Source organism: Caballeronia fortuita, from assembly GCF_001544835.2.
GTDB classification, from domain to species: Bacteria; Pseudomonadota; Gammaproteobacteria; order Burkholderiales; family Burkholderiaceae; genus Caballeronia; species Caballeronia fortuita.
Map to the genome: position 1 here is coordinate 117,741 of NZ_FCNX02000011.1, position 25,804 is coordinate 143,544.

Annotated in this window: 23 protein-coding genes; 8 read left to right on the top strand and 15 right to left on the bottom strand. The window is 60.7% G+C overall.

Translation table 11 applies throughout. The features are described 5' to 3' along the window. Positions 1-45: 45 nt before the first annotated feature. The 7 genes from AWB77_RS21515 to AWB77_RS21545 all read right to left on the bottom strand — a co-directional run bounded on the left by AWB77_RS21515 (position 46) and on the right by AWB77_RS21545 (position 6,849). Positions 46-408 (bottom strand): c-type cytochrome, encoded by a 363-nt coding sequence (locus tag AWB77_RS21515; protein WP_061136577.1) that lies wholly within the window; start codon positions 406-408, stop codon positions 46-48. A 4-nt stretch (positions 409-412) separates the two neighbouring features. Further along, positions 413-1,363, bottom strand: coding sequence for a cytochrome c oxidase assembly protein (locus AWB77_RS21520; RefSeq protein ID WP_061136464.1), 951 nt, complete (start codon positions 1,361-1,363; stop codon positions 413-415). Continuing rightward, positions 1,342-1,677: a hypothetical protein gene (locus AWB77_RS21525; protein WP_061136465.1), complete on the bottom strand. Its 336-nt coding sequence runs from the start codon at positions 1,675-1,677 to the stop codon at positions 1,342-1,344. The genes AWB77_RS21520 and AWB77_RS21525 overlap by 22 nt, the downstream gene beginning before the upstream one ends. Before the next feature lie 2 nt (positions 1,678-1,679). Further along, positions 1,680-2,339 carry a cytochrome c oxidase subunit 3 gene (locus AWB77_RS21530; RefSeq protein ID WP_063936533.1) on the bottom strand — a complete coding sequence of 220 codons (660 nt, stop codon included), beginning with the start codon at positions 2,337-2,339 and terminating at the stop codon, positions 1,680-1,682. Beyond that, positions 2,336-4,270, bottom strand: coding sequence for a cytochrome c oxidase subunit I (gene ctaD / locus AWB77_RS21535; RefSeq protein WP_061136466.1), 1,935 nt, complete (start codon positions 4,268-4,270; stop codon positions 2,336-2,338). Before ctaD ends, AWB77_RS21530 begins: the two co-directional genes overlap by 4 nt. Next, positions 4,267-5,223, bottom strand: coding sequence for a c-type cytochrome (locus tag AWB77_RS21540; protein WP_061136467.1), 957 nt, complete (start codon positions 5,221-5,223; stop codon positions 4,267-4,269). Before AWB77_RS21540 ends, ctaD begins: the two co-directional genes overlap by 4 nt. A gap of 300 nt (positions 5,224-5,523) precedes the next feature. Continuing rightward, on the bottom strand, positions 5,524-6,849 hold the full coding sequence (locus AWB77_RS21545; protein ID WP_082852706.1) for an Nramp family divalent metal transporter: 1,326 nt from the start codon (positions 6,847-6,849) through the stop codon (positions 5,524-5,526). 880 nt (positions 6,850-7,729) lie between these two features. On the opposite strand from AWB77_RS21545, the gene AWB77_RS21550 reads away from it, so the two are divergent. Next, positions 7,730-8,269 carry a CinA family protein gene (locus AWB77_RS21550; protein WP_061136468.1) on the top strand — a complete coding sequence of 180 codons (540 nt, stop codon included), beginning with the start codon at positions 7,730-7,732 and terminating at the stop codon, positions 8,267-8,269. An 848-nt stretch (positions 8,270-9,117) separates the two neighbouring features. Here AWB77_RS21550 and AWB77_RS21555 read toward each other — a convergent pair. Continuing rightward, positions 9,118-9,678, bottom strand: coding sequence for a DUF3005 domain-containing protein (locus AWB77_RS21555; protein ID WP_061136469.1), 561 nt, complete (start codon positions 9,676-9,678; stop codon positions 9,118-9,120). Positions 9,679-9,877: 199 nt separating this feature from the next. Between AWB77_RS21555 and AWB77_RS21560 the strand changes: the two genes are divergently transcribed. Together AWB77_RS21560 and AWB77_RS21565 are read left to right on the top strand one after the other, a co-directional pair. Continuing rightward, positions 9,878-10,408: a DUF4142 domain-containing protein gene (locus AWB77_RS21560; RefSeq protein ID WP_061136579.1), complete on the top strand. Its 531-nt coding sequence runs from the start codon at positions 9,878-9,880 to the stop codon at positions 10,406-10,408. A 124-nt stretch (positions 10,409-10,532) separates the two neighbouring features. Further along, complete coding sequence (locus AWB77_RS21565) at positions 10,533-11,471, top strand: hypothetical protein (RefSeq protein WP_157694861.1); 939 nt, start codon at positions 10,533-10,535, stop codon at positions 11,469-11,471. A 144-nt stretch (positions 11,472-11,615) separates the two neighbouring features. On the opposite strand, the gene AWB77_RS21570 is transcribed toward AWB77_RS21565, so the two are convergent. The 4 genes from AWB77_RS21570 to AWB77_RS21585 form a co-directional block, all read right to left on the bottom strand. Further along, complete coding sequence (locus AWB77_RS21570) at positions 11,616-12,620, bottom strand: alpha/beta fold hydrolase (RefSeq protein WP_061136471.1); 1,005 nt, start codon at positions 12,618-12,620, stop codon at positions 11,616-11,618. A 234-nt stretch (positions 12,621-12,854) separates the two neighbouring features. Further along, positions 12,855-14,693: a RecQ family ATP-dependent DNA helicase gene (locus AWB77_RS21575; protein WP_082852708.1), complete on the bottom strand. Its 1,839-nt coding sequence runs from the start codon at positions 14,691-14,693 to the stop codon at positions 12,855-12,857. Between the two features lie 95 nt (positions 14,694-14,788). Further along, positions 14,789-14,992: a CsbD family protein gene (locus AWB77_RS21580; protein WP_061136580.1), complete on the bottom strand. Its 204-nt coding sequence runs from the start codon at positions 14,990-14,992 to the stop codon at positions 14,789-14,791. Between the two features lie 330 nt (positions 14,993-15,322). Next, a complete protein-coding gene (locus AWB77_RS21585) occupies positions 15,323-16,192 on the bottom strand; it encodes a manganese catalase family protein (protein WP_061136472.1) in 870 nt (289 codons plus the stop codon). Positions 16,193-16,666: 474 nt separating this feature from the next. On the opposite strand from AWB77_RS21585, the gene AWB77_RS21590 reads away from it, so the two are divergent. Continuing rightward, positions 16,667-17,818 (top strand): YihY/virulence factor BrkB family protein, encoded by a 1,152-nt coding sequence (locus AWB77_RS21590; protein ID WP_061136473.1) that lies wholly within the window; start codon positions 16,667-16,669, stop codon positions 17,816-17,818. 786 nt (positions 17,819-18,604) lie between these two features. On the opposite strand, the gene AWB77_RS21595 is transcribed toward AWB77_RS21590, so the two are convergent. The 3 genes from AWB77_RS21595 to AWB77_RS21605 form a co-directional block, all read right to left on the bottom strand. Beyond that, positions 18,605-19,756, bottom strand: coding sequence for a beta-glucosidase (locus AWB77_RS21595; RefSeq protein ID WP_208601542.1), 1,152 nt, complete (start codon positions 19,754-19,756; stop codon positions 18,605-18,607). A gap of 71 nt (positions 19,757-19,827) precedes the next feature. Beyond that, positions 19,828-21,138 (bottom strand): UDP-galactopyranose mutase, encoded by a 1,311-nt coding sequence (glf, locus tag AWB77_RS21600; RefSeq protein WP_074168924.1) that lies wholly within the window; start codon positions 21,136-21,138, stop codon positions 19,828-19,830. Next, a complete protein-coding gene (locus AWB77_RS21605; RefSeq protein WP_061136474.1) occupies positions 21,128-22,354 on the bottom strand; it encodes a glycosyltransferase family protein in 1,227 nt (408 codons plus the stop codon). The genes glf and AWB77_RS21605 overlap by 11 nt, the downstream gene beginning before the upstream one ends. A 451-nt stretch (positions 22,355-22,805) precedes the next feature. Here AWB77_RS21605 and AWB77_RS21610 point away from each other — a divergent pair, with 451 nt between their 5' ends. The 4 genes from AWB77_RS21610 to AWB77_RS21620 all read left to right on the top strand — a co-directional run bounded on the left by AWB77_RS21610 (position 22,806) and on the right by AWB77_RS21620 (position 25,644). Next, positions 22,806-23,300 carry a YciE/YciF ferroxidase family protein gene (locus AWB77_RS21610; protein WP_061136582.1) on the top strand — a complete coding sequence of 165 codons (495 nt, stop codon included), beginning with the start codon at positions 22,806-22,808 and terminating at the stop codon, positions 23,298-23,300. 453 nt (positions 23,301-23,753) lie between these two features. Further along, a complete protein-coding gene (gene nadE, locus AWB77_RS21615) occupies positions 23,754-24,599 on the top strand; it encodes an NAD(+) synthase (protein ID WP_061136583.1) in 846 nt (281 codons plus the stop codon). A 271-nt stretch (positions 24,600-24,870) separates the two neighbouring features. Further along, positions 24,871-25,128, top strand: coding sequence for a hypothetical protein (locus tag AWB77_RS35940; protein ID WP_157694862.1), 258 nt, complete (start codon positions 24,871-24,873; stop codon positions 25,126-25,128). 108 nt (positions 25,129-25,236) lie between these two features. Next, positions 25,237-25,644, top strand: coding sequence for a response regulator (locus tag AWB77_RS21620; protein WP_061136475.1), 408 nt, complete (start codon positions 25,237-25,239; stop codon positions 25,642-25,644). The last annotated feature ends 160 nt before the right edge of the window (positions 25,645-25,804 follow it).

Genomic DNA, 25,804 nt, shown 5'->3' on the forward strand with positions numbered 1-25,804 from the left:
AGGCGATGAGCAGCAGAAGAGCGGGGAGGGCGGCACGCATTGCATTCACTGGTGGTAGAGATAGGCGGCGATGTCGCGCGCATCGGTTTCACTGACATCGAGATCGGGCATTGCGTTGCCGGGCACCACGCGTTGCGGAAAGCGAATCCATCTTTGCAGGTTGTCGGGCGAGTTCGGCAGCGTGCCGGCGACGTAGGCGCGCTCGCCGATGTTTTCCAGCGTTGGACCGACGGTTCCATAGGCGCCGGGCACGCCGTCGATCCGATGGCACGCGCCGCAGCCGTAGCGCTGGATCGCCGCGAGGCCGCGTTGCGGATTGCCGCCGGTGATCGCGTCGGACGTGGGCGGCTGCCCTTTGCAGGCGGCGAGCGCGAGACATATCAGGAGTGTGGACAAGAGGCTTCGCATGTCGTTAGCCTTCATGCGATACGCTCGCGATGTGGGGCTGCGCGCGCCGCACGAGCAGACGGGTGCCCACCCACAGCCCGCCAATCAGGTAGGCCAGGCCCCCCGGCACCCACATCACGAGCCCGCCGAGTTGCTGGTCCTGCAGCGGATCGAAGCCGAGGGCAAGCGTCGTCTCGATGCATGACGGATACCAGACGCCCGGCGCCAGCGTCAGCAACGCACCGAGCGCGCCGGTGTGGACCATCGTCGTGAATAGCGAGAGCATCGCGTGTGCGCTGCCGCTGGCTTGCGCGCCGGATGGCCGCCCGAACACCGTCCACCAGAAGAGCAGTGCACTGCCCAGAAAGCTCGCGTGCTGAAGCGTATGAACGCCGGGGAGAGTGAGCGCCGCCTCAAAAAAACGCGGTGCGTGCCAGCACCAGAGCGCCGCCGCGTGCAACATCCAGGCGACGGCGGGCGCCGTCAGCCATTGCCAGGGCGCCTTGATCCAGCGCGAGCGCACCGCTGCGCCAATGGCTGCTCTTGCGCCGGTCGGAAATGCCCATGTCCACACCGCGAGGGGCCGGCCGATTACGAGCAGGGGCGCTGCGACCAGCATCAGCAACTCGTGCTGGAGCATGTGGGCGGAGAACAGCCACTCGCTCAACGCATGCAGCGGCGACACTAGTGCGAGCACCAGCGTGAGCCACCCGGCGCTGAATGAGACGAGTCGCATGGAGCGCGGCGCGCGACCCCGCGCGCCGCGCGGGCGCAAGCGCATGTATCCGGCGATATACAGCGCGAGGCTCACCAGCAATGCGACCACGACCCACCACTCGAAGGTCCACGCGAGCGGCGAGGCATCGGTACGTGATCCGGCGCTCGAGAGGGTATGCGAGCGCGCAGCGTCGCTCCATAAGGCAGCGCAGACGAGGGCGGGCGCAACGGCCCTCCTCAGCAGGCGGGAAGTATCCATTGCGGTATCGAAATGGCGATGACGGCCAATACGGACAATGCGCCCACGCCTGTCGCCACGGCGGCGACGAAGGCTGGCCGCGCAGGCAAGTCGGACGCATCATTGGTCAAGACGGAATGAGCGCGCCGCGCGTCGCGCCAGCGTTGCCACGCGAGCAGCGTCGCCAGCACGCACACGACGAGGCTCGCGCCGCTCGCGCCGTCGAGCAGCGTGTGATTTGACAGGCGACAGGCGGGCGCTAGCAGCGCGTAGTTGACGCTCAGACAGGTCAGCACGATCGAGGGAGCGCCCAGCAGCGCGAGCCACGTTTTCATGATCAGAGACGGGCCGCCCAGTAAATGACCGCGTAGATCGGCAGCCAGCTCAGCACGACGAAGTACCAATACACCGCGTTCTCGCTGACATCGACGAAGCGCTTGTCTTCGAACGGTCCCGTGACAAGTAGCACAGCGAGCACGGCGGTGTCCACGGTATCGGTGATCAGGTGCGTCGTATGCAGGCCGAGCAGCAGCCAGACGACCGAGCCATACGCGTTGGTGTACCAACTGACGTTCAGGGAGGCGAACTCGAAGCCGCGTATCACGAGAAACGCGGCAGAGGCGAGCAGGCACGCCCACAGCCACAGACAGGCCCGGCGCCGGTCGCCGCGCTCGGCCGCCTGCTTGGCAAGCTGATTGGGCCACAGGCTCAGCACCAGCACGGCGGTGTTGAGTGTGCCCCAGACGAGGCGCGGCGCCGCGGCCGCCATTGGCCAACTCGGCGCGCGGCTGCGCAGGTAAAAGTACATCATCACGGCAATGGCGAACACCGTCCCTTCGATCAGCATGAGCCCCATGGTGCTCCACCACATGAGGCTCCGATGGCTGAAGCCGAAGGTCGGCAGCGCGGTGACGTCCAGCACGATGCAGGTGCGCTCGAGATCGTCAGGGCGCGCATGCGCCGTGCGCTTATCGGTATTCGTGGATGTCGTATTCATGGATGACGTTCCCGTGCGACAGCGAGCCGGTTATCGGTGCGCCTGGGCCAGAACCACGCGATCATCGCTACCGCCACCGGTACCGAACCCCACACGATGGCCCACGGCGTGTAGATCGAGCCGATGAACAGGACGGTCGTCGCGACGGCGCTAAAGAACGGCCAGATCGACGGCTTTGGAAACAGCGGTCGAAGATCAGGTTTCGCATCAAGCACCGTGGTGACGAGCACTTCGCGCGCATCGGCGGCGATGCCGCTGACGAAGGCCGGTTGCGCGGACGGCTCCCACAGCGGGTCGCGGCCATGGACCACAGGAATTGCATCGAAGTTGTGCGGCGGTGGCGGCGACGGCACACTCCATTCGAGCGTGCCCGCGCCCCAGGGATCGGCCGCCGCGTGATCGTTGCTACGCAGCGTCCTGGCGACATTGACCAAGAACAGCAGCACGCTCGCCGCGATCATATAGGCGCCGATAGTCGCCGTCAGATTCATGCCGTCCCAGCCCATGCCGTGCGGATACGTCCACACGCGCCGGGGCATGCCTTCGAGACCGAGCATGTGCATCGGAAAAAACGTTACGTTAAAGCCGATGAAAAACAGCCAGAACTGCCACTTGCCGAGCCGCTCGTCGAGCATGCGGCCCGCGAACTTCGGAAACCAGTAGAAGAACGCGCCGAACAGCGGAAACACGGCGCCGCCGAGCAGCACGTAATGCAGATGGGCGACGACGAAGTAAGTGTCGTGGACCTGCAGGTCGATTGGCACCGAGGCAACCATGATGCCCGTCATTCCACCGATCACCAGGATGAAGAAGAACGCGAGCACATACAGAAGCGGTGTGCGCAGATTGAGTCGCCCCGTCCAAAGCGTGGCGATCCAGCAAAAAATCTGGATGGCCGACGGGATGGCGATCATCAGGCTCGCGGCCGTGAAGAAGCTCTTGCCGAGCTCCGGCACGTTGGTCGCGAACATGTGATGCACCCATAACCCAAAGGCGAGAAACGCCGTCGCGATCAGCGAGAGCACCATTGCCGGATAGCCGAACACGGGCCGACGCGCGAAGGTCGGGATGATCGACGAGATGAAGCCCAGCGGCGGAATGAAGACGAGATAGACTTCAGGGTGTCCAAAGAACCAGAACAGGTGTTGCCACAACAGCACGTCGCCACCCTTGGCCGGATTGTAGAAGTGCGTGCCAACGAGCCGGTCCAGAATGAGCGCGGTACTGCATAGCATGACGGAGGGCATGGCGAAGATCACCATGAACTGCGTGACGAGCGTCGCCCAGACGAACAGGGGCATGCGGTTGAGCGACATGCCGGGTGCGCGCATTTTGAAAATCGTCGTGATGAGCACCACGGCTTCGATAAGGCCGGCAAGCTCGGTGAAGGTGATCATCTGCGCCCAGATATCAACGCCCTTATTGGGCGAGTAATTGGGGCCCGCGAGCGGTACATAGCTGAACCAGCCCGCGTTCGGTGCTGTATTGACGACCAGCGACGCGAACAGCAACAAGCCGCCGAAAAGAAACACCCAATACGCGTACGCATTCATGCGCGGGAAGGCAACGCTGCGCGCGCCGATCATCAGCGGCACGAGGAAGGCAGCCACTGCCTGCATGACTGGCACGGCGAACAGAAACATCATCGTCGTACCGTGCATCGTGAAGAGCTCGTTGTAAAGGTTCGGCCCAATGAGCCGCTGGTCTGGGCGCGCGAGCTGTGTGCGCATCGCAAGAGCAAGCAGTCCCGCCAGCAGGAAGAACACAAAGGTCGTCGCAATAAAGCGCCGTGCGACGGTTTTGTGATTGATCGCGCTCAGCGCACCGATGAAGCCGGGTGGATCGCTCCACGTCCTCGCAAGCGCGTCGCGCACCTCGGGCGAAGCGTGAGGACCATCAACGAGTCGGGTGGCCTGTTGCTGATCACTCATTTGAGGGTCTCCAGCCAGACGAGCAGCGCCTGCAGATCGGCGGGCGGCAGGCGGGTGCCCGGCATGACGGTCCCGGGTTTGAGCGTACGCGGATCGACGATCCAGCCCGCGAGATTGCCGCGGTTGTTGGCGATCGTGCCGGCCGCGATGAACTGGCGGCTCGCTAGATGGGTGAGATCGGGACCGATGGTGCCCGTCGCACCGGTGCCGCGCACGGTATGGCAGCGAGCGCAATCCTGGCTAATAAAGACGTCGCGCCCGCGCAGCGCGAGGGCGTCGACGGGCGCGGCGGCCGGCTGGCGCTGCTGCGCAGCCCACGCCGCATATCGCGCAGGTGGGTCGGCGGTGATGGAGAACGCCATGAGCGCATGCTCGTAGCCGCAGAATTCCGCGCACTGCCCGCGGTAGACGCCTGCTTTATCCGCACGGAACTCAATGGTTGCATCACGCCCGGGAATCATGTCTTTCTTGCCATGCAGATTCGGCACCCAGAAGGTGTGAATCACATCGGCCGCCTTCAGTGAGATGATCACCGGTCGGCCCACCGGTACGTGTAGTTCATTGGCCAGCGTGAATTCAGGCGCGTTTTCATCGCTCAGATATTTCGCTTGCCACCACCACTGATAGCCGGTCATCTCGATGCGCAATGCGTCGCCGACCGGCAGGCGCGACAGCGCGCGGTCGGTCATGACGTCCGCGAGCAAGAGCCCAAGCAGAAGCAGCGTCGAGACGCCCGTTGCGGCGACGACCCACAAGCGCGTGCGCGGTTGCGGGCGGTCAATGCTCGAGAGGTCCACAGGCGTCGCGCGAGTGGCGCGTGGTGCACGTACGATCGCGATCAGGCACGCCAGCAAAATCGCGGCAAAGACTGCGCAACAGACCGCGAGCGTGAGGTGCCACAATTCAAGGATGCGGCCGGCCTGAACGCCGGCTGGGAACAACGCGGTTTGCATGATGTACGTGTGCGCTCGGGTTTACCTGAAGCCCCGCGCATCATGACGAACGTTCGACACGAGGCCCGCAACTCGGGCTTAGCAAACCGCGTTCCGCCAATTTTGCCGGTCTGTTCGCGGCCTTTTCCAAGAGTCGCGTGGCGACGGTGGTCGCGTACCGACCCGTGCGCAGGCATCTCGCCAGTTCGCAGTGGCGTTACACGGCGGCATGCTTCGTAGGTGTGGATGGGGTGCTTGGCAACGGACCAGACAAGGCGACTGCCCGGCGGTTCAACTGCCGTTTTCGATCACGATAACCTGTCAGACCAAGGCCTGCCATAAAAGCGCGGTGTTCAAGCCGACAATGAGGCCCGCGCATCCCCACGCAGCGACCAATGGCGTACGAGCCACGCGCCAGCGGCCCATGAGGCCGACGTCCGAAGCAAAGCGCACCAGCGGAATGATTGCAAGTGGCAATTGCAAACTCAGCACAACCTGCGTTGAAACGAGCAGCGCGTTCGAGCCGTGTTGCCCATAAAACCCTACGGCGAGCAGCGCAGGACCGATCGCAAGCGACCTCGTCAGGAGGGCACGTGCCCATTGTGCGATTCGCAGATTCAGGAAGCCCTCCATCACCACTTGTCCGGCGAGCGTGCCCGTGACCGTCGCATTCAGGCCGCAGGCGAGCAGGGCGGAGGCGAACGCAACGCCGGCCCAGTGACTTCCCACGAGCGGCGCAATCAGCCGATGCGCATCGGCGAGATCGTCGACCTCACGATGGCCGCTTGCGTGGAAGACTGCTGCCGCGACGATAAGTAGTGAGGCGTTGACCACGAACGCTAGACCGAGTAAAGCAAAGGTATCAATGTTCACCCCCTTGAGCGCGCGGCCGATGGCGGCATCATCGTGATTGGGCGCGTGATTCTTAACGAGCGCCGAATGCAGATACAGGTTGTGCGGCATCACGGTCGCCCCCAGAATGCCCGCGGCAAGCCACAGCATGCCGGCGTCTCGCAGCAACGCGGGGGGCGGGGTAAAGCCGCGCAGCGCGTCAGCCCAATCGGGATGCGCAAGCGCCAGTTCCACAACGAAGCAAAGACCGACAAAGAGGATCAGCGCCGTAATCGCGCATTGCAAGGGCCGCTTGCCACGGCTTTGCAGCGCGAGCATGACAAACGTACCCACTGCCGAGCACAGAACGCCGGCGGTGAGTGAGATGCCGAGCAACATCTGCAGGGCGACCGCGCTGCCTACGACCTCCGCCACGTCGCATGCAATGATCGCAATCTCGCACGCCACCCAGAGCCCGAGCGTCGTCCCCCGACTGAACCGCTCACGGCATAGTTGCGCTAGATCGCGTCCGGTGACCAAGCCCACGCGTGATGCCACCCATTGCAACAGCATGCCCATGAGACTGGCGATCAGAACGACGAAAAGCAGCCGATAACCGTAGCGGGCGCCGCCCGCCAGCGAGGTCGCCCAGTTTCCCGGGTCCATATAGCCGACTGCGATAAGCGAACCCGCGCCGACGAACGACCACCAGCGTCTGCGCGGCGCGCGGGGCGAGGTATCGAGCTCGCGAGGGTGCAACGGAACGTCAGACGCGTGGCCAGAAAGCTGGGCAAGCGTGGACGGGTCGGTATTCATATGATCAATTACCTTTTTCAGTCACTGTAACGTCAGTCGAATCGCCCTCAATGGGCCGGGCATTGAACCGTCGATGGATCTTTAGAACCCGCTAGTTAGAGCAACTCGCGTTCCGTGCCGGCAGCAACAGAGACCCTCGCCCAGTCAACCTGGAAAACCGAACAGGAGTTGGTTGAATCGAATCTCCGGTGGCTCCGATGGTGCGCGTATCTTGGGTTGATGAACAACCGACGAGCGGGTCGTGCCTGCCTCCCGCAGGGGGCCCTAATGTTGTCGCGGAGGAGGCGGAGAAACCGTCGGCGACGGCGCACTCGCTGACGCGCTGCGCGCTAGCTTATGGGGCATCAGAACGAGGTACTCGAACCGATCAGAACCGCGCGTTTCTCGGCGTCTCAACCACGCGAAAAGCCGGTGTCTGACGGGGCAACCGTTGCGCAAAAGCGGGACACGGTGCCCAGCGACGCGGGCGAGCGCTTCCTAGGAGGCGCATCGCGTCTGCACCGCAGTCCCGGGCCGCCAAAGCCGTTTCGGTTCGACTGCTTGACTTGTTCCTCCTGGAGCCGATGCGTGGATTCATCGGCCCCCGCAGCTATCCTGCACGCGGCGAATCCTAGCGGAGCTACCGAGCGAGAACCCGATGCCATTAAGAAAGGATGCGCACAGGGTAGGACCGACGTCGCTGACCGTGACTGTCGAAAGATGCGGCTGAAGGCAGGCGAGTTATCTCCGCGGCTCGTCCACGGACCACAGAACGGCCTTTTTCATCGGCAGCTTAATCCACCAAGTTTGACCCGCTTGTTTGTTCGGATTCTTGGAAGCTGTCCTCGGGATTACGGATTGCTTATCGCTAACACTAATCGGCCTAAGACAAGAGGCGAACATGGACATTCCGATGCAAGTGGTGTCGTTCCTGAGTTCCAGAGGATTGAAGCTCGCTACGGCCGAGTCGTGCACGGCTGGTTTCATCGCATCGTTGATCTCGTCAGTTCCGGGCAGCGGCGCTTGCCTGGACGTGGGCTTCATCACGTATTCGCCTTCCGGAAAAGCCGGCTTTCTAGACGTTCAGGAAGAAACAATGAACCGATATGGCCTGACAAGCGAGGAGGTCGCACGCGAGATGTCCGAAGGCGCGCTGAGACTCGAAGCGTGTTGCGCAGACGTATCGGTTTCCAACACCGGCGTTGCGGACGGCAACGCTGGGAGTGTTCCCACGCCCGGAACCCAGTGCTTTGGATGGTCGTTCAAATTGCGAAGTGGCGAGATTGTCAGTGCGACTGAGACTAAAGTGTTTGACGGCGACCGCAATGAAGTCAGGCATGCAGCCGCGCAATACGCGCTGTCGCGTCTCGAGCACCATTTTTATCACCTCGTACACGCGCCCGAGCAGCACGCCGACCGAACCGAACAGGACCAGCGATGACTCGCGAACGTGGCAGCGCGACCTGATGCCGCTTACTGGCTAAAGCATGCGTAGTAACCGTGCGGTTGCACGGTCGCCGAGTGCAGAGAACCGGCTGAACAGGAAAGCGCCCAACGCAGACAGAGAGTCGCTCACCCCTCGGCCGAGACGAAGATGGCTAGTAAAACTACTAATTCGATGCGCTGGGGCTGCGTTGCTCGGTACAATCGGTTCGCTGCAACGTGACTGAAGTGACGCCCGACAGCATCAATGCGCTTGACGCGAACCTGCGAAACGCAGCGGCTTGACCATAGCAGACGAATTCGAGACGCCGCGGGCCGGTGTCCTGGCTGCAGACAAGGCCCTCGGCCGCCATGAGTGCGAGAACATCGGCTGGTTCGATCGGCGGGACGCCGCATCCACGGATTGTTAGGGTCGCACGCACGCCGCCTCCTGTCTGTCGTTACTGCAATTTGTTGCTGAGCACGCGAATCCACGCGCCGTACATCGTTCAATCGTACGCAGGGCTCAATATCAGGCTTCGTGGACGCTTCTTCGGCAAGCTCTTCATGGCTTATGGCCCGATGTCAGGCCCGTCGTCGCTTCGGAGCAAGCGGGCGAATGCTGGAGCGTCCTACTGGCAAGTTCGACATCTGAGGGAAAGCTCGTTTCGTCGGCGACAGGGTTGAACCCGGCGCATCGATAGGCCTGGCTGTCCTGCTCCACCGCTCGACGTCCGGGATCACCGGACGGCGCACACCCGACAAGGCTCGCGACAATGGATAAGACCATCGGCGCGCGGAGCGCGTCCATGAAGCTAGGACCCGGTTGCCAGCGCGGGACTTTATAGAAATGGCAAACGCGTGGAATCACGAGTCCCTCCGCACAATGGAGATAAGATGCTCGACGCGTCCGCCATTGCGTGTCAGTGTCTCGATGCATCCGTGGTAGTCCATGGTCCAGCCCGCTCGCAGTTGGATCGATGGTCGATTGCCTTCCCTTCGGCTGTCAATGCCACCCAGCCCTATTGCAGGTGCCGGTACGTTGTTGACGAGCGTTGCGTTCGTGCCGACTACGTTATCGTGCTGTATTGGCAGATCCCGTTTCGCCTCGAGCCCTTTGCCGTCCGTGTCCACGGTGTCATCGGACGCCTCCATATTGGCATTGTCTACTGAGACGATACGAGACTTGGCCCGTTGGAGTGGATCCGGCGATGCTGAAGTCGAAGCATTCAGATCGATCGGCGGCAGCGTATCTCCGTCTCTTGCTCCGGTCTGATATGAGGTCGGTGGTGGATTCGCTCCCACGTGATCTCGTGCCATAACGTCGGGATCGGCGCGGGCGGTCTCCGTTGCCGGTGTCGCCGAAGGCGTCTTGGCCTGGATCTCCCTCTGTTGCGCCTGAGTGGGATTGGACTCGGCGTTGTTCATGAGCTTGCCTGTCTGGTTGCGTCGGTGTGGAGGGAAACGAGCCGGTCCGGCGTTCGCACAAGCTTGCACAGCATCGGCCGTGCCGGCGGATCAGCCGAGCGGGACGCGGCCGGCATCGGACCCAGGGGCAGCTCCGGCACACCGGTTGCTCACATACGATACCGACACAAAATTGAAGGAGCGTGCCGTGAAGCGAAATCTGACTATCCGTGCAACGTTGAGCGTTGCGTTACTTGGCGCTTTTTCATCCGGGTTTGCTCAAACCCAGGCTGCGAGCACGACGCAAGCCAACGAACTCCCTCCGGTCGACAAGGCGTTCGTGCAGGCCGCATCGGAATCCAGTTCGACCGAAATTGATACCGCGAAACTCGCCACGAAGCAGTCGCAAGACAAGGACGTCAAAGACTTCGCCCATCACATGATGGTCGATCACACTAAGCTGACTGTCGAGCTCAAGATGGCGGCCCCGCACGGTGTCGCGGTCCCCAAAGACAATTCGGACCCCGCAGTGCTCGATGCGCTGAAACCATTAAAGGGGAAGGCGTTCGATACGGCCTATATCAAGTCCGTTGGTATCGAAGGGCATCAAAAGGCGATTGCGGCCTTCCAAAAGGAAGCTCAGGAGGGACAGAATGCTGATCTGAAAAAAGCGGCCGCTAAGGCGCTGCCGACGATCCAGCATCATCTGGAAATGGCGCAGGCGCTGGCGGCTAAGAAGGGTGTGGAATAGCCACCAGCCTGATTGCGCAATACTCGACGATGCGGTGACGGCTCGCCGGGTGAGAGATCGGGCAAGCAGACTCGCAAACCCGACGCTTGCACCGTCGAAGCATGCTTTGGGAGGGTAACCAGCCATGTCACCGGATGAAGCGAGCACCATCGCTTTTGATATTGGATGGGATTTCGCCCGGTTTGGGCGACCGATGGATGCGGCAGCCCACGACTTGGATCTTCTCACCGGATATGCCGCCGGGCGCGAACATTTCCTTGTCGCTCAACACCGCCCCGACCGGTTCGTCTCGACATGGCTGCAGCTCCGTGTGAACGCCTTCAAACGACGTCGAATCCTGAGCGCTGACGTCGACCCGGCGTATCTCAAGAGAATCGACTGCGAGACCTGCCCGATTACCTTGATGACGCTGACCCACAGCGCGTTATGTGACAGCGACTGGTCCATAGATCGCATCAATAACGATGGCGCCTACGCGCGAGGCAATCTGGTCGTCATGTCGGTTCGAGCGAATCGCGCGAAGGGTGCGAAAGACTACGGCGATGTGGTTCTTCTGGCTTCTCAGACAGCCAACGGACAGACGGAGCACGCTGAGCGCAAGAACCTCTCAAAGCGCGAGTGGGAACGCCTGAGGTGCGTCATGGTCGGTGCGGAGGACGTTTCTGACGCGGCGCCGACACTCACCCCATTGCTTACCCGGATCCCCGAGGATTCCCGAGCGCCGCTTTACTATGTTCTCCAGCAGATGCTTTTGCAGGCCGTTACTCGGGCATCGGCGCGTAACCAGTTAGTCAAGGCGCTCAATCGTCTCCAGCCATCCAACGAAAGGTGTCTGGGGCTACGTTTCGCCGCCGAGCGGCTATCGGTTTTACTGAAAACGTCTGATTATCCCTACGACGCGCTTGACGACGAACTGTTCCAACGCCAATTGCGATGCTGGTTTGTAAATATCCCGCGGACGCACGTGCCAGAACTGCTCGGCTTATGCGCAAGCCATGGGGCCTACCGCTGTGAGCCGACGCTGCCGGCTGCTTGGTCGGTCGAAACCCACGGACGATTCTGAGAGAGGGAGCAGATCGGGAAAATGAGGGGCGTCCCCAAGCGCGAAGTAATGACATGAGCCGCCGTCCAGTGCAGAGCGCGGCGCGCCTCAACGCTGCGCACGTCGCCGATTAATGCTCTTCGCAGCGCCCCAAATGATTGCAACCTACGACGCCACAGCGAATCGTCCTTGAGTGCCGTCTCCTGCGCGCGTCATGTGCCGTATTGCACGCTCGATCTGTTCGGCAATTTCGTAGTGCACCATGTGGCCCGCACCTGGAATAACGTTCAGCGCGCTCTGCGGGACATCTTGGTGCAGCCGGACTGAATGGGCCTCCACGTCGACGATCTTATCGTCGGCACCTCCGAAGATAGCGACTGGCATCGCTAGCTCAGCATAGCGTTTGTGGAGCCGCGCCGCTGCCGGAATCATAAACGCTGCGTCCTCCGCCTCGGCACGAATCTGGAGCGGACGGGATAAGAAATCTCGAGGCATGGCAACAAAGAAATCTTCGGGCAGAGGCGTGGGCGCGAACATCGCCTCTGCTGTGCGCTTGAGCAACAGCCGCGCGGTGGGGGGAGACACCGTATAACGCAGTGCATCGCCCAGGAGCGGGACTGCCGCTGGCGCGCTGATCGCGACGTCCAGTCGGGCGCTAGGGTAGTAATAGCCGGAAACCAGAACCAGGCCCCGCACGTCCGCAGGAAAATCCATCGCCAGGTCGAGGGCCACCAGCGTGCCCCACGAATGGCCGAGTACCACGGGCTGCTCGACGCTCAGTTTGTCGAGCGCCTCATGCAAAAGCTGAGCTTGCGCTTGTGACGTCCAAAGTCGGTCGCGCGGCCGCTCACTGTAACCAAAGCCGGGGCGATCGAACGCAATGACACGATGCCGTTCGGCCAGCAGATCGAACAGACCGCTACAAAGTCCGTCTTGCAGCGCGACGGTGTTGCCATGGAGGAGCACAACGGCAGGACCGGTACCCTTTTCAACATAGTGCAGGCGCACCCCGTCGACCTCGATAAACCGACCGACGGGTGGGTTACGTCGTTCCGCCTTTCGTGCGTGATAGAGGTTCCAAACTGCGAGCGAGGCAAGCGCACCGGCGGCGAGCGCCAATGACGGCAGGACGCGCCCAACGGTGGGGTTCTGGCGGGACAGACGATTCATAGAGCCTCGTAAATGCCGATTTAGGAAAAGTCTTAAAATGAGCGTCGATTCGGCCCGGTAGTCAAACACACCGGTCCTTTCGACGAGAAACTCGTGTCGCAGTCGTCGCGACGTAAGAGCAGGCGCCGTGCGTTGTCATCAGTCGGAGCCACGCTCCAGTTCGCTCCGCCCCGCGCCTTCGTGCTTCGTAGTTGGCGGCAAACCGTGTCAGTGAACGATGGTCTCGCACAAAGGCTATCGCCGGGCGGGCTCAGCAAAGCAGTGCTCCGCCTCAATTCCGAGAGCGTTGATCTTCTCGGGTGTGGCAGCCCGCTTCACATAGCGGGCGATGAACGTCCGCGTCTCGTCGTCCGAACAGCGCACGGCGACGCGATCGCCGCTGACCATTTCTACCGTCCCTTCGCCATGACGGCGCACGCGGACGACGTCGCCTACCGCGAAGGTGCGCGTGAGCTCATGCGCGTGCGCCGGCACTTGGATTTCACGCGGACTCTCCTGCACGGTGGGCGGGTGCATACAGTTGTCGCACACGCCACAGCTTTCGCCGCCGAGTTCATCGATCGGTTTTCGATCGCCTGATGACGCTTGAGATCGCGCATCTACGACATCTGCGACATCGGTGGCGAAGTAGTCGAGCAACATCCGCCATCTACAGCGGGCGCTTTGCCCGTAGGTAATCATGCGGTCAAGCACCGCTTGGTCGCGCTCGGCGCGCGCTGCGAATTGTTCGGCGGTCGCGTCGATTTTCGCCATTGCGCCGCCGTCGTCGATGAGCTTCAACCCACCGTTGCGCGTGCGGCGGGTCATTTTTATATCGTTGAGCAGCGTTGTCGCTACGCGTAGCTTGTTGATGCCTACGTTTGGCAACGCTTGGCGTAACCGCTCAAGCGGTTTTTCGAGGACTTTGCTTTCGCTGTCCCGCGCGAGCATCTGCACCGTTTCGGCCACCTTGCGGATGGTTTCCGTAGTTGGATAGCGTCCGCCCAGGAAAAACTGCTGGACCTGTCTGTCTTTCAACTCGAACAGAAGAATGCAGCGCGCGGCTTCGCCGTCGCGCCCGCCGCGGCCTGCTTCTTGATAGTACGCATCGAGGCTGCCCGGCATCTGCGCATGGATAATGAAGCGAATATCCTGTTTGTCGATGCCCATGCCGAACGCGTTCGTTGCTACCATCACGCGTGCGCGGTTTTCCATGAAGGCGTCTTGTGCCTCCGAGCGGGCCTTGGCCGACAGCTTGCCGTGATAGCGCTCGGCTTGGACGTCTGCATCAAGGAGCAGTGCATGCAGCGTCTCGCACTCGGCCACGGTCGCGCAATAGATGATGCCGCTGCCTTCCTCCGCTCTCGCCAGTTCGACCGCGCGCTTTCGCCGGTCATCGAGATTTGTCATCTGTTCGACGGCGAAGTGCAAGTTGTCGCGATAGACGCCGGTATGAATAATGTTTGCATCGCGCATTTGCAATTCGCGCACGATGTCCGCGCCGACGGCAGGTGTCGCGGTCGCGGTTAGCGCAAGCACAGGCGGGTGCCCGATGTTTTTCACTGCATGTATCAGCTCGACGTACGCGGGACGAAAGTCGTGTCCCCATTGCGAGATGCAGTGTGCCTCGTCGATGACGACGAGCGGCACGTCAGGCGTGCCGTCGGCCGTGAGCATCGTGACGAACTCACTGCTAACGAGGCGCTCGGGTGTGACAAACAGGATGCGAATCGCACCGTCCGCGATAGCCTGCAGCGCATCGCGCTCCTCGATTGCTGACAGCGTGCTGTTGATGACCGTTGCTGCGATGTCACCTTCCATGAGCTTGCTGGCCTGATCGCGCATCAGCGATATCAGCGGCGATACAACCAGTGTCATGCCATCAAGATGTAGCGCGGGCAACTGATAGCAGAGAGATTTGCCCGCGCCCGTTGGCATGATGGCCAGTGTATCGCGTCCTTCAAGGACACTGCGGATGACCTCTTCCTGTCCGGGCCGCAGATTAGGGAAGCCGAACACCCTCCTCAGGGCGCTTTCCAGTTGCGGATCTAGCGGCGTGCGCGTTCGTGTAGACGTCTTGTCATCGTTATGCATAGAGCCGCATCCGTAGTATGGATGATCAGGAAGTTCTGTAAGCGTTGGGCTCTGCCCGCTCATTGTCGCAAGGTGACAGACCACTGACTTTAAAATCACTGATTCGTTGGCTCGCCCGGCTCTTCGACACCCTTGCCAATGTTGTCCTTCTGGTCGCCGTAGTCTTTTCTGTTGGCGCCATTCGTGATCTCAACGTCGCCCTTTAGCTTGCGATCTTCATTTCCCGTCAGGGTACCAATCGCAGTGTCGGTCCAGCCCTTGATCTGTTCCTTGATGCCTTCTTTTTGGTCGCTGTTCATTTCTACCTCCTGCAGTTCGTTAGTGTCGCGCAAGCCCATAGCGAAATGAGCGCGTACGGGGAGACAGGCGCCCGCGTGCCCGACCGGCACGTAGCCCATGCGTGCAAGCGGGCGGCTGTGCCAGATAGGGCTGCACCACGGTCAAACTGACACCGTCTAACCAAGCCCCAGTTGAGCGATGGTGACCAGTGCACCTGCAATCCAGTCAACCGGGTTGCGATGACCTAAAACGGTTCCCTTCGATGACAGTGGGCATTCGCAACGTCCTCCTGGCTAGATGGGCGTGACCGCGCCCGGAGCGCGGTTGCTTATCAGACGCTTGTCCGACGGTCAGACGGCCTTGCCAGATCCAAGGTCCGCGCCGGTAGTAGGATCGGCAGTCGGATCGGATGCGGTGCGCGACGCCATCGACTGCAGTGTCTGCACGTCCTCTTCGGACACCGTGACGGTAGCCGTTCCGTCGCCACCGTCGACGGCGGGCTGCGGGTCCTCGACGAATGCCCAGTCGCCGCCTTCGTTCCATGGACCGCGGGCGTCATCGCCCTTGGACATGTTGAAGTACACGCTCGTGAATTCGGGGTTGCCTGGCAACTTGCCTTGCGGAAAGTTCGGCTGAATGGAATGCAGCGCTTTTTCGAAGGACTTCTGGTGCGCGATCTCACGCGTCATCAGAAAGCCGAGCGCGTCCTTGATGCCCGGATCGTCAGTGACGTTGATAAGCCGTTCGTAGACGATCTTCGCTCTGGCCTCAGCAGCGATATTGGAACGCAAGTCGGCGGTGGGTTCACCGATCGTATCGATGTAAGCCGCAGTCCAGGGCACGCCTGCCGAGTTCGTCAGTGGGGGGCCGCCGCCGTACAGAATCGAGGTGATGTGCGAGTCATTGCCGGCCCCGGTGAGCGAACGGTAAAGCTCCCCCTCTTGCTCGACGCCTTCTGCCAACTGACCTTTCGCACCCTTGTTGAGCATCGCCACAATCGAACCGATGATTTCGAGGTGGCTCAATTCTTCAGTGGCGATGTCGAACAACAGGTCCTTACGGCCAGGGTCATCTTCGCCAACCGCCTGAGTGAAGTAGCGGCACGCGGCGGCGAGTTCACCTTGTGGCCCACCGAACTGCTCGAGCAGTAAATTGGCAAGGCCGGGGTTCGGCGTCGCAACGCGGACGGTGTATTGCAGGCGTTTGTTATGAATGAACATCAACGGCTCCTTTTTTCATGAGGTCGCGCGCAGGCCATCGCGGCACCGTGTACGCAATAAGTGATGGAAGGTACAGCTCGAAGCGGCCGGGGGAGCGCCTCGGCGTCACTTACGGTCCTTTGTGCTTCGAGTCTCAGCGCAACGAACGTACGCTGGCGTATGCGGCACCGCCGCTGGATAACAGGACCGCTTCGCGTTCAGACATCAAGCGCGCGGTCCTGTTCGTCGAGCAATGCGTGTGCCACCGGCATCGCCCCCGCTTATTTGGTCCCCTCGAACGTTGCAGCAGAACGCTCGCCGTAGGGGATAGGGCCGCTCAGAATGCTCGAGCAGCGAATCGCGAACGCTTGTTCATCACGCTAACTGCGCTCGCACACCAGTGTTCTTTGCGCGGCATCCTATCGATCGGCGGCCGCGTTTCCTACTAGGCATCATCGATGCTATATGTGGGGGAATCCTAAGCGGAGACCTGCAATGACCTCGCCGTCTTTTATAAGCCGAGCAAGCGCTTGGCCGGTCCGGATGTTTAAACGCTTCTCCGCGGATCGATGTGCGCCGATGGCGGCCAGCATTGCTTTTTACTCGGCGTTTTCGCTCGCGCCGACGCTCGTTATGGTGATCGCCGTAGCCGGCCTTGTCTTTGGAGCGGAAGCAGCACGCGGCCAGCTATTTGGGCAGATCAGTGGCATGCTGGGAAAAGATGCAGCGGCGAGCGTTCAGGCGATCGTGGAACATGCCAATCAGAGCGGCGGCGGCGGCTTGGCGGCCCTGATTTCATTTGCGTTGTTAGCCGTTGGCGCCTCCGCGACGTTCTCGTCGTTAAACACCGCTCTCTCGATCATCTGGCCGTCTGAAGACAAGTCGAAGTCCGGCGTGACGACGCTCGTCAAAGTCCGCCTTATCTCCTTCGGGCTCGTGATGGGCGTCGCATTCTTGCTGGTCATATCGCTGGTCCTGGATACTGCCGTGCAGGCAGCGGGAAAGTGGGCGTTTGGCGCATCACCCCTCGTCATTCTCACGGACGTCGCGCAGTTTGTGATCGCGCTACTGATCCTCTCATGCGCTTTCGCTGCGCTATTGAAGTACCTGCCCGACGGTCATGTGCCGTGGCGCGACGCCTTGGTAGGCGGCAGCATCGCTGCGGTTCTCTTCTCGGTCGGTAAGAAGCTTTTCGCGCTTTATCTCACGCACGCCGGGACCGCAAGCGCGTTCGGCGCAGCCGGATCATTGGCTGTTTTACTCATGTGGCTGTATTTTGCCGCCGCGGTACTCTTGCTCGGAGCAGAGGCGGCTGCATCACGGGTCGAACAACGTGGCGAAGAACACGAAGGGGGTAGGGCAAAGAAATCGGGGGAGACCCGCGGTGCTACTGCAGATGCCGTTCCCCAGACTTTGACTTCCGGCCGGGCGGGGGGGTCGCCTGTTTCTGCGCCGTCGAATCCGCAGCCCTGCGCAAGCGCGAAACGTTTGAACACGGTTGGACGCACGTCCGACACCCTGCGCTCGCCTGCTGCTTCACACTTTCTGCAGTTGCTGAGAGCGAACCCTGTACGCTTGACAGCGGCGGTAGTGGGAGCGGGGCTGTTCCTATTCGCCCGTAGCCCGAGCGGGTCGAGCCGGAAGTGACAAGGCGTCTCGCTCGGACGACTGGGCGATCTGCGCATTTATGGGGCGAGAAAGAGCCGATGGGCGGATGTGGCGACGAAAGACTGCCAAGCCGCCAATTCTCGGGGCCCTTTTTCCGTCTCATGTGCGACCCTATTTACGGCAGGCCGCGCGGCCAATTCTTGATGGTGTCAAAGTGATCGTGATGACGGTGATCCTGCTGCTCCTCGGCGGAGCGCTCGTCGTTTATTTGAACCGCCTGAGCCGCGACCATTCGCGGACTGCAGAAGAAACGAACATGCGAGTTCCAAGTGACCTGCGAACGCACGGGCTCAGGATGCTTCGGTCACGCCGCAAGGCTTCGAAGAAGGCGTCCGCGCCATAAAAAACGACCTGTGGCACGGGCAGGTGGCGTGCGGTACGTTATACAGTGTCGCGTGGCGATTGGGCGATTTTTGTAAGGCGAAATTAGGCATTGGCGCCATGCGACTCTCGCGGCATGGGCCCGCCACAGCAGCTTTGCGATACGCCAACGGATGCTAGCCACTGACAAAGGAACCACCGCACTTTTCGTGTTCCGTTGACCGCTATTTGAATGTGATCCGGCCGAACTGACATGAAGAGTTGGAGAGGAATCTCACGACGCGTTCCGGTCGACTGCACAAGCACCGGCTGCAGTGGAAGTCATCCGAGGAGACGACACGATGTCGTCTAACTAATGAGCGGTCGTGCCGAAGGACCAGCACCTGAGCAGGCCGAAAAATGAAGCCGGTCGGGGGCTTCCGATGAAAGGGGCCGTGACCCGGGTTATTTTCTGCCAGCACGCTGCGGCATCAAGACGAGTTCCGATGTCGTGTCGAGTGAATCCTTTGTCGTCCTCGCGCAAGGACGACACTCGCTCGGCTCTTCAAACCGGTGTCGCTGCAACGCGAGTTCTTCTGCGAGCGGGTGGAAGATAGGTCGGCTCGGTTCAGGCGGTACGACGCCCGACCGGACTTCCGTAGGATAACCCAGCAGTCCCGTCTCGCAATGCCGGTCGTTACTCCAGCCGGGATAGTCGACGATTGGATACAGGCACAGTCCCTCGACCGGTACGCCAGCCGCTCGTGCTCGATACGCCTGGTCAGCCACGAACGACAACCATGGCCGCCGCATATCACCTTCGGCACCGGTTTCGGCAATCACTAGCGGGCGATTGTACCGACGGTACACTTCTTCAAACATATCCGACAATGATCGATACGCTGGGTCGCCTGGACCGAGCTCGCCGCCTTCAATAAGCCACTGGTTGAAGCTGTAATAGTTCAAACCGACGATGTCTAGGTAGGCCTGCCCGCCTCCGAGTCCAGGCCAGAGCTCGCCCGTCATCATGTCAAACGCTTGATACTGGCTCAAGCGATGACGCTCGGCGTCATCCTTGCGTTCTGGCAGGCGTGAGACGACGTTGATCAACGGGTCGGTTGTGATGAAGCGCGCGCCTGGAACTACCGCCCGGACCGCGTCAGTTGCAGCGATGGTCGCTCGAATGAGTTGATGTTTCAGTTCGAGCCCGCGGCCGGATGTCGATGGGCGAATGTCGCCGACCTCGCCGCCGAACCATGACCAAAATGAAATTTCATTGATCAGGGTGAAGACCGGCGTTTCGTCGGTTTCCGATGCGACGAGTTCAGCGGTGGCCGCGGCAAACCGCGCAAATGCTTCGACGAACTGAGGCCGCCAGATGTCGATATGATCCGGCCACCCATAATGGCAGAGGTCCCAGACGACCTGCACGCCGCAGGCGTTAGCCGCACGCAGCATCGGGAGCACGCTGGTCCAATCGTATCGACCGGGTCGCGACTCAACCAGGTGCCAGCGCACGCCGTCCCTCACGGTAACTATGCCGTGTTCCGCCAGGCTGACATAGTCTGCGAGCGCGTGTACATCGTGCGCAGTGGAACGGAGCAGGTCGAGCCGCACGCCGTCATTCCTTCGATGACTTGCGCATTCAAACCCGCCCCAGAAAAAGGACTTGAACTCAGGCGCAGGTCTCATCGTGATGGGATGTCCGTCGCGGTTTGAAGTGGGCTGTCAGCCATGGCTTCCCTGTGACTTGCGCTCTGTGGCGGGGCGCGTTCGCCCGAGCGCGATTCGGCCTCAATCCGCGCATAAACGGCGAGCGCCTGTCCAACAACCTGGTCCATGTTGTAATAGCGGTAAGTGCCCAGGCGTCCCACGAACGTGATACCAGGCGTCTGGCCCGCCAGGGCCTCGTAGCGCTTGTAAAGCGCCTGGTTGTCCGAGCACGGGATCGGATAAAACGGATCGCCGGTGGCGCTCGGATATTCAAAGGAGATACTGGTTCTCGGATGACACTGGCCCGTCAGGTGCTTATATTCGGTAATGCGCGTGTATTTGACATTTTCGTCCGGATAGTTCACCACGGCCACCGGTTGAAGCTGCGGTCGGTCAAGGGTCTCGTGTACGAACCTGAGCGAGCGATACGGCAACTTGCCAAAGCAGAAGTCGAAATATTCGTCGATCGGGCCGGAATAGATAATGTGCTTGAAGAGGAAGTCGTTGCGCGCTTCACGGAAATCAGTGTTGAGCCTCACTGTGATCGCAGGATGCGATAGCATGGCTCTGAACATCGGCTCATAACCCTCAGCGGGCATGCATTGAAACGTATCGGCAAAATAGCGATCATCCGTGTCGGTACGCGTCGGCACACGAGAAGTGACCGACTTGTCTAACTGCGACGGGTCCATGCCCCACTGCTTGCGGGTGTATCCCTGGAAAAACTTTTCGTACAGCTCGCGTCCCACTGCGCTGACGACGACGTCTTCCGAGGTGAGTACCTCAGGTAGCGCCTCCGCGCGTTCGGCAAGGAAGGCGCGTGCCTCCACCGACGTCATGCGGAGCCCATACAAGATATTCAGAGTCGTCAGATTGATCGGAATCGGCACCAGCATGCCGTCGACATGCGCCTTCACACGATGTTCGTACTGACGCCATTCGGTAAATTTCGACAGGTAGTCAACAATCCGCTGTGCGTTCGTGTGAAAGATATGCGGCCCATATCGATGTATTCGGATTCCTGCTGCATCAATTTCGTCATAAGCGTTCCCGCCGATGTGGTCGCGGCGGTCAATGATTAACACCGTTTTGCCCAGTCCGGCGGCGAGGCGTTCGGCAAGAACAGCACCGGCGAATCCCGCGCCAACCACCAGGTAGTCAAACGGCTGGCGACGTGCGCATCGCGGGCCGACTGGGCCATGTGCCCAGGCGGCGTTGCCGCCAGTGCTGCCGGGGCCGCGGTTGTCCCCGATTGCTGGCTCGCGCCCGCTCAGGTCATTGCGCATTATTCACCTCGTGCCCTTGCTCCAACACTTGCAACACGACGTCGTGCATTCGCTCGAAGGTGTCATCCCAACTCATCCCCATGAGAGCCGCGTCTGCCGCTTGCTCGACAAAGTGCCGGTCGGCCGAACGCTCAAGGGCTTCATCGAGCGCCGCTAAAAATGACGAGAGCGAGGTGGCGTCCCCACATGCTCGTGCGATGGAGACGGCAGGGCTGCTGCCGTACCTGTCCACGACATCGCGAACCGCGGTCGACACAACGAGACGTCCGCCGGCCAGGTATTCCGGTGTCTTCGTCGGACTGATGAAGCGGGTGGATGCGTTGAGCGCAAACGGCATCATGGTGATGTCCCAGTGCGCGAGAAATGCAGGCAGCTCGGCGTACGCTTGCTTGCCAAGATAATGAATGTTCGGGCATCGCGGCAATTCGCTGCTGTCTATCTTCACGACCGGACCGATCACCACGAAATGGATATCAGGCCGCGCTGCAGCTGCCTCGCGCAACAGAACCGTGTCGAAGCGCTCATCAACCACCCCGAAAAAGCCGACACGTGGACGCGGTATCGCCCGCTGGCTCTGTGGCTCGGGGAGTGCCTTCCGGGCTTGTCTAAAATGCGCCACGTCGACGCTGCTTGGAAATAAGTGAACGGCCCTGTGATGCCCTCGTTTGGCCTGGTACAGACTTCGCCCACCCGCAAAGACCAGGTCAGCTTTCGCAAGCAGGGCGCGCTCGGCAAGTTCGAGCGACGCCGGCGCACCCACGAACGCGCTTAGTTCGTCCATGCAGTCGTAGACGGTCGCGACGGGTGCGAGAGACGGCGCGCACGGCAGTGCCATAGGCGTATAAAACCAGAGCAGATACCGCTTCAAGCCCATCTCTGACACGAGTGCGTCAATAAGGGATTTCTCGATAGCGTCGCGTTCTAGTGCGGCGCCTGCCGGCAGACACGGTACGACAACGGTCGGCCCTGTTCGGCCGCGCCGAATGTCGAGGCGAGCCTTTCCTTGGCCAACATCGATTGGCTCTTCGATAAACCACAGCGGATAACGGCTCGCCAGCCTTGACATGAGGTGTTGCGGGCGCTGATACACGAAGTCCCAGCGCAGATGCGAGAAGCAGATCACGCCATCGAACGGATCTTCGAGCGGGTAGGATTCTGCCGCGCCCGTCGTTGAATCTATCTTGTTCGCCAGCGCCGGACGTTGATTTCTGTTCATGACGGCCTCACGGGGTTCGCTATAGCCGACTGTTCCCCGGCGTTGTGACCGAGGAACGACGAGTGATCGGAGAAGGCGCCGAGCAATCCGTACATGGGCTTGGCAGCATTCAGCAAGGACGGTGCCTCAAGCCGTGGAAGTGCGACGTCTCGAGTGGACGCTGATGGCGCGGCTCATGCGGCGCCTATATACGGGTATTTGCGGTCTTAAGCGCACGCTGCTGCATCGAAGGATCCCATCGTCCTTCGTGCTCGCACCGAGTCGCGGCTGGGCGCGGAAGACGCTGGAGTTGCAATAGAGCCATGGATTGAGTGACCCTCCCTCGCCCCGTGCAATGGAGGTCACAATCGCGAACCCCTGTAGAGCGGCTGCCGACGGCTGCCCTTTCGGGCGGCACGACGTTTGCGCAATGGTTTGCGCCCCTACTTTCCACCTCGATAGGAGAATCGTCATGGCTGTCGCAACTCTCAACGATCTTTTCATTCACGGACTTTCCGATATCTATAGTGCGGAGAAGCAACTGACCAAGGCGTTGCCCAAACTCGCCCGGGCGGCCACTAACCCGGAATTGTCTGCAGCGTTCAAGACCCATTTGGAAGAAACCCAAGGCCAAGTCGAGCGAATCGATCAAGTCGTCGAGACCTCTGGAATCAAGCTAAAGCGCGTGAAGTGCGTCGCTATGGAGGGGCTTGTCGAAGAGGGACAAGAGCAAATTGAAGAAATCGACAAGGGTCCCATCTTGGATGCGGCGTTAATCGCCGCAGCTCAGAAAGTCGAGCACTATGAGATTGCTGCATACGGGACGCTTGCCACCCTCGCCAAGAAACTGGGCTATACGGAGGGCATGAATCTTTTACTCGAGACCTTGGAAGAGGAAAAGGCAACGGACGAGAAACTGACGATGTTGGCCAAGCAAGAGCTCTCTCAAGAGGAGGTTGGCAAGTAAGCCGCTATCGTTATCCGACCATTTTCAGTCGCTGAACCGATGTGTACGCCGCGTGGGATTCATTAAAGTTTCGAGCGGCGTACCCGTCGTATGAATGGCAACGGTGAGACGATCGGCGTTCGGAAGGAGACGATGGAGCTTCATGGGCTAAGAAACGAAGCCGTAGCGCGTGGAGGCAAGGCGCATTGCAACCGGAGGTATGTTGTGCTGATGTCGGCGTGTCCGACACGCGAGTCGCCGACGCTGCGCCGGCGGCGGCCCACCGCCACGCACGCAGTGTTTCACTTCGCGCACGTAGCGGCGAGATCGTCACCTTCCGCGAGAGGAAGAAGTTTAACGACAGCGTAGCGAAGTGCGCTGCGGGAGTGCGCCGCGCAGCAGCGCTTTACGCGCTGTAGCGTATTTAACATTACTTCGAGCGCCCACGGTCGCGTGACAAGGGAGGGAAGAGCGATGACTGAAGATCCGGACAACTGGAGAGCCTGGCAAAAGCAGATAATCCGCGAGCTCGGCGTAGCAGAGAATTTCGACGTGGACATTGAACGAGAGCGGCGAATAGGCTTCTTATGCGACTATTTGGTCTCGCAGGGACTTCGGACATTCGTCTTGGGCATCAGCGGAGGCGTCGATTCCTCCGCTTCGGGCCGTCTCGCTCAGCTGAGCGTCGAACGTTTACGAGCCCGCAGATATGAAGCTCATTTTGTCGCGGTGAGGCTGCCATACGGCAAGCAGCGTGACGAGGACGATGCGCGACTCGCGCTCGACTTCGTGCGTCCGGACGAGACTTTCGAGGTAAATGTAAAAGGGAGCGCAGACGAAATGCTTGCGGCCCTTGAAAGCGCCGGCGCGCAATACACGGATGATTTCCACAGGGACTTCGTCCTAGGCAACATCAAGGCGCGCGAGCGCATGATTGCGCAGTATGCGATCGCAGGGGCGCGCGTGGGGGTGGTGATTGGCACGGACCACGCTGCGGAGTCGCTCATGGGCTTCTTTACGAAGTATGGCGACGGCGGCGCCGACGTACTGCCGCTTTCGGGCCTTACCAAGCGACGCGTGCGGGCGCTGGCGCGTTCGATGGGGGCCGTAGAGCGACTCGTTATGAAGGTGCCGACTGCCGATCTAGAGTCGCTCACGCCCCAGCGACCCGATGAAGACAGCTACGGCATTAGTTACGAAAACATCGACGATTTTCTCGAAGGAAAAGAAGTCAATGAGCAAGTACTAACGACGATACGCCGCTTCCATACGGCAACACGACACAAGCGCTCGCTTCCCGTGGAGGTCCCTCGGAACTGATTGGTCGAGTCGCGGTACAGGCAGGCTGCGGGCAAACGTTTTTCGTGGGCCGTAATTTGCCCCCCACATACGTTGATTAGGTGGGAGCCTTTTACACGAGTGAATGCCGCGCACTACATCAAACTGCTTCCCGGTTCATGCTCAGAAACTCACTTGCCTGCGCCACGCCCTCTGCGCCACACCCGTACGTCCTGAATTTAACTCGGCTAGGTCGCACTGAGGCACGCTGGATGCTTACGCAGACTGCGGAAGTAACACTTACGAGGCAGCCATGAACCGCATCCAAACTTTGATAAGCGTCGTCTGTTTTGCTGCAAGCGCGAGCGCAGTTGCGCAAAACACTTCTAACTCTTCGTCGCCAGCGACTCAACGCGGCACGCCGACGGGCAAGGCAGCTCAGGCTGCCTCAACCGGGGCAAGCGGCGCAGGCGCTCCAACCCTGATGCAGCAACGCGAGAAAGGCATGTCGCCGGATGGCGCGTCGGGGCAGGGCGCAGACCCGAAGGCGACAGGCAAGATAAAGCAATAAACCGGTCCAGGGTGCCGGCTAGCATGAACTGCTCGCAGACAGGGCTGCGTCGAGGCGGTGTCCAAGACTCACGCATCGCAACCCGCGCTCAGCGACGGGGAGGAATGGATGGCTTCCGTGCTACTTGTCGACGACGATATGGGATGGCTGGGCTCGCTCGGCGTCGCGATTGCGGCAGAAGGCTATATCGTCCGAACGGCGACTGACGGCGAGCACGCTCTATTGCTTGCGAAAGCTGCACCACCGGACGTTGTCGTGACAGACTGTGCGATGCCCGGCCTCAACGGCGTAGGATTGATCCGTGTGATGCTCTCTGAGCCGAAACTTGCCCGGATCCCGGTAATCCTCATCTCCGATTCTCGACGACGCCCGAGCGTACCGTGTGCCTGCTTCATGAGCAAGCCGTTTCCAGTAATTGCGCTGCTTCGTCAATTGAAGGTTGTCGAACGACGGCGCCGTGGCGGCAAGTATTCAGTGCTGAGGGCTGCTGCCACCCACTTCTTACGCATTCGATAGGACTGGACGTACACGCCCTAGGTCCGCAACCGACCATGGCTCGCAGTGCCCTTCGATAGGTCGGGATTCGCGTAAGGGAGGCCACGACGGCCAATTGTTGAGCCGACCGTACGACTGCTTAACGAGTAGGGAACGGCATCTCGCCGCGCTGGCGACCCTT

Bases quoted from the DNA above. Each gene is read 5' to 3' on its own strand.
- AWB77_RS21525 (WP_061136465.1), bottom strand. From the start codon at position 1,677: ATGAAAACGTGGCTCGCGCTGCTGGGCGCTCCCTCGATCGTGCTGACC.
- AWB77_RS21585 (WP_061136472.1), bottom strand. From the start codon at position 16,192: ATGTTCATTCATAACAAACGCCTGCAATACACCGTCCGCGTTGCGACG.
- AWB77_RS21550 (WP_061136468.1), top strand. From the start codon at position 7,730: ATGGACATTCCGATGCAAGTGGTGTCGTTCCTGAGTTCCAGAGGATTG.
- ctaD (WP_061136466.1), bottom strand. From the start codon at position 4,270: ATGAGTGATCAGCAACAGGCCACCCGACTCGTTGATGGTCCTCACGCT.
- AWB77_RS35940 (WP_157694862.1), top strand. From the start codon at position 24,871: ATGAACCGCATCCAAACTTTGATAAGCGTCGTCTGTTTTGCTGCAAGC.
- AWB77_RS21605 (WP_061136474.1), bottom strand. From the start codon at position 22,354: ATGAACAGAAATCAACGTCCGGCGCTGGCGAACAAGATAGATTCAACG.
- AWB77_RS21590 (WP_061136473.1), top strand. From the start codon at position 16,667: ATGACCTCGCCGTCTTTTATAAGCCGAGCAAGCGCTTGGCCGGTCCGG.
- AWB77_RS21580 (WP_061136580.1), bottom strand. From the start codon at position 14,992: ATGAACAGCGACCAAAAAGAAGGCATCAAGGAACAGATCAAGGGCTGG.
- nadE (WP_061136583.1), top strand. From the start codon at position 23,754: ATGACTGAAGATCCGGACAACTGGAGAGCCTGGCAAAAGCAGATAATC.
- AWB77_RS21545 (WP_082852706.1), bottom strand. From the start codon at position 6,849: ATGAATACCGACCCGTCCACGCTTGCCCAGCTTTCTGGCCACGCGTCT.
- AWB77_RS21515 (WP_061136577.1), bottom strand. From the start codon at position 408: ATGCGAAGCCTCTTGTCCACACTCCTGATATGTCTCGCGCTCGCCGCC.
- AWB77_RS21530 (WP_063936533.1), bottom strand. From the start codon at position 2,339: ATGAATACGACATCCACGAATACCGATAAGCGCACGGCGCATGCGCGC.
- AWB77_RS21565 (WP_157694861.1), top strand. From the start codon at position 10,533: ATGTCACCGGATGAAGCGAGCACCATCGCTTTTGATATTGGATGGGAT.
- AWB77_RS21610 (WP_061136582.1), top strand. From the start codon at position 22,806: ATGGCTGTCGCAACTCTCAACGATCTTTTCATTCACGGACTTTCCGAT.
- AWB77_RS21555 (WP_061136469.1), bottom strand. From the start codon at position 9,678: ATGAACAACGCCGAGTCCAATCCCACTCAGGCGCAACAGAGGGAGATC.
- AWB77_RS21620 (WP_061136475.1), top strand. From the start codon at position 25,237: ATGGCTTCCGTGCTACTTGTCGACGACGATATGGGATGGCTGGGCTCG.
- glf (WP_074168924.1), bottom strand. From the start codon at position 21,138: ATGCGCAATGACCTGAGCGGGCGCGAGCCAGCAATCGGGGACAACCGC.
- AWB77_RS21570 (WP_061136471.1), bottom strand. From the start codon at position 12,620: ATGAATCGTCTGTCCCGCCAGAACCCCACCGTTGGGCGCGTCCTGCCG.
- AWB77_RS21540 (WP_061136467.1), bottom strand. From the start codon at position 5,223: ATGCAAACCGCGTTGTTCCCAGCCGGCGTTCAGGCCGGCCGCATCCTT.
- AWB77_RS21575 (WP_082852708.1), bottom strand. From the start codon at position 14,693: ATGCATAACGATGACAAGACGTCTACACGAACGCGCACGCCGCTAGAT.
- AWB77_RS21520 (WP_061136464.1), bottom strand. From the start codon at position 1,363: ATGGATACTTCCCGCCTGCTGAGGAGGGCCGTTGCGCCCGCCCTCGTC.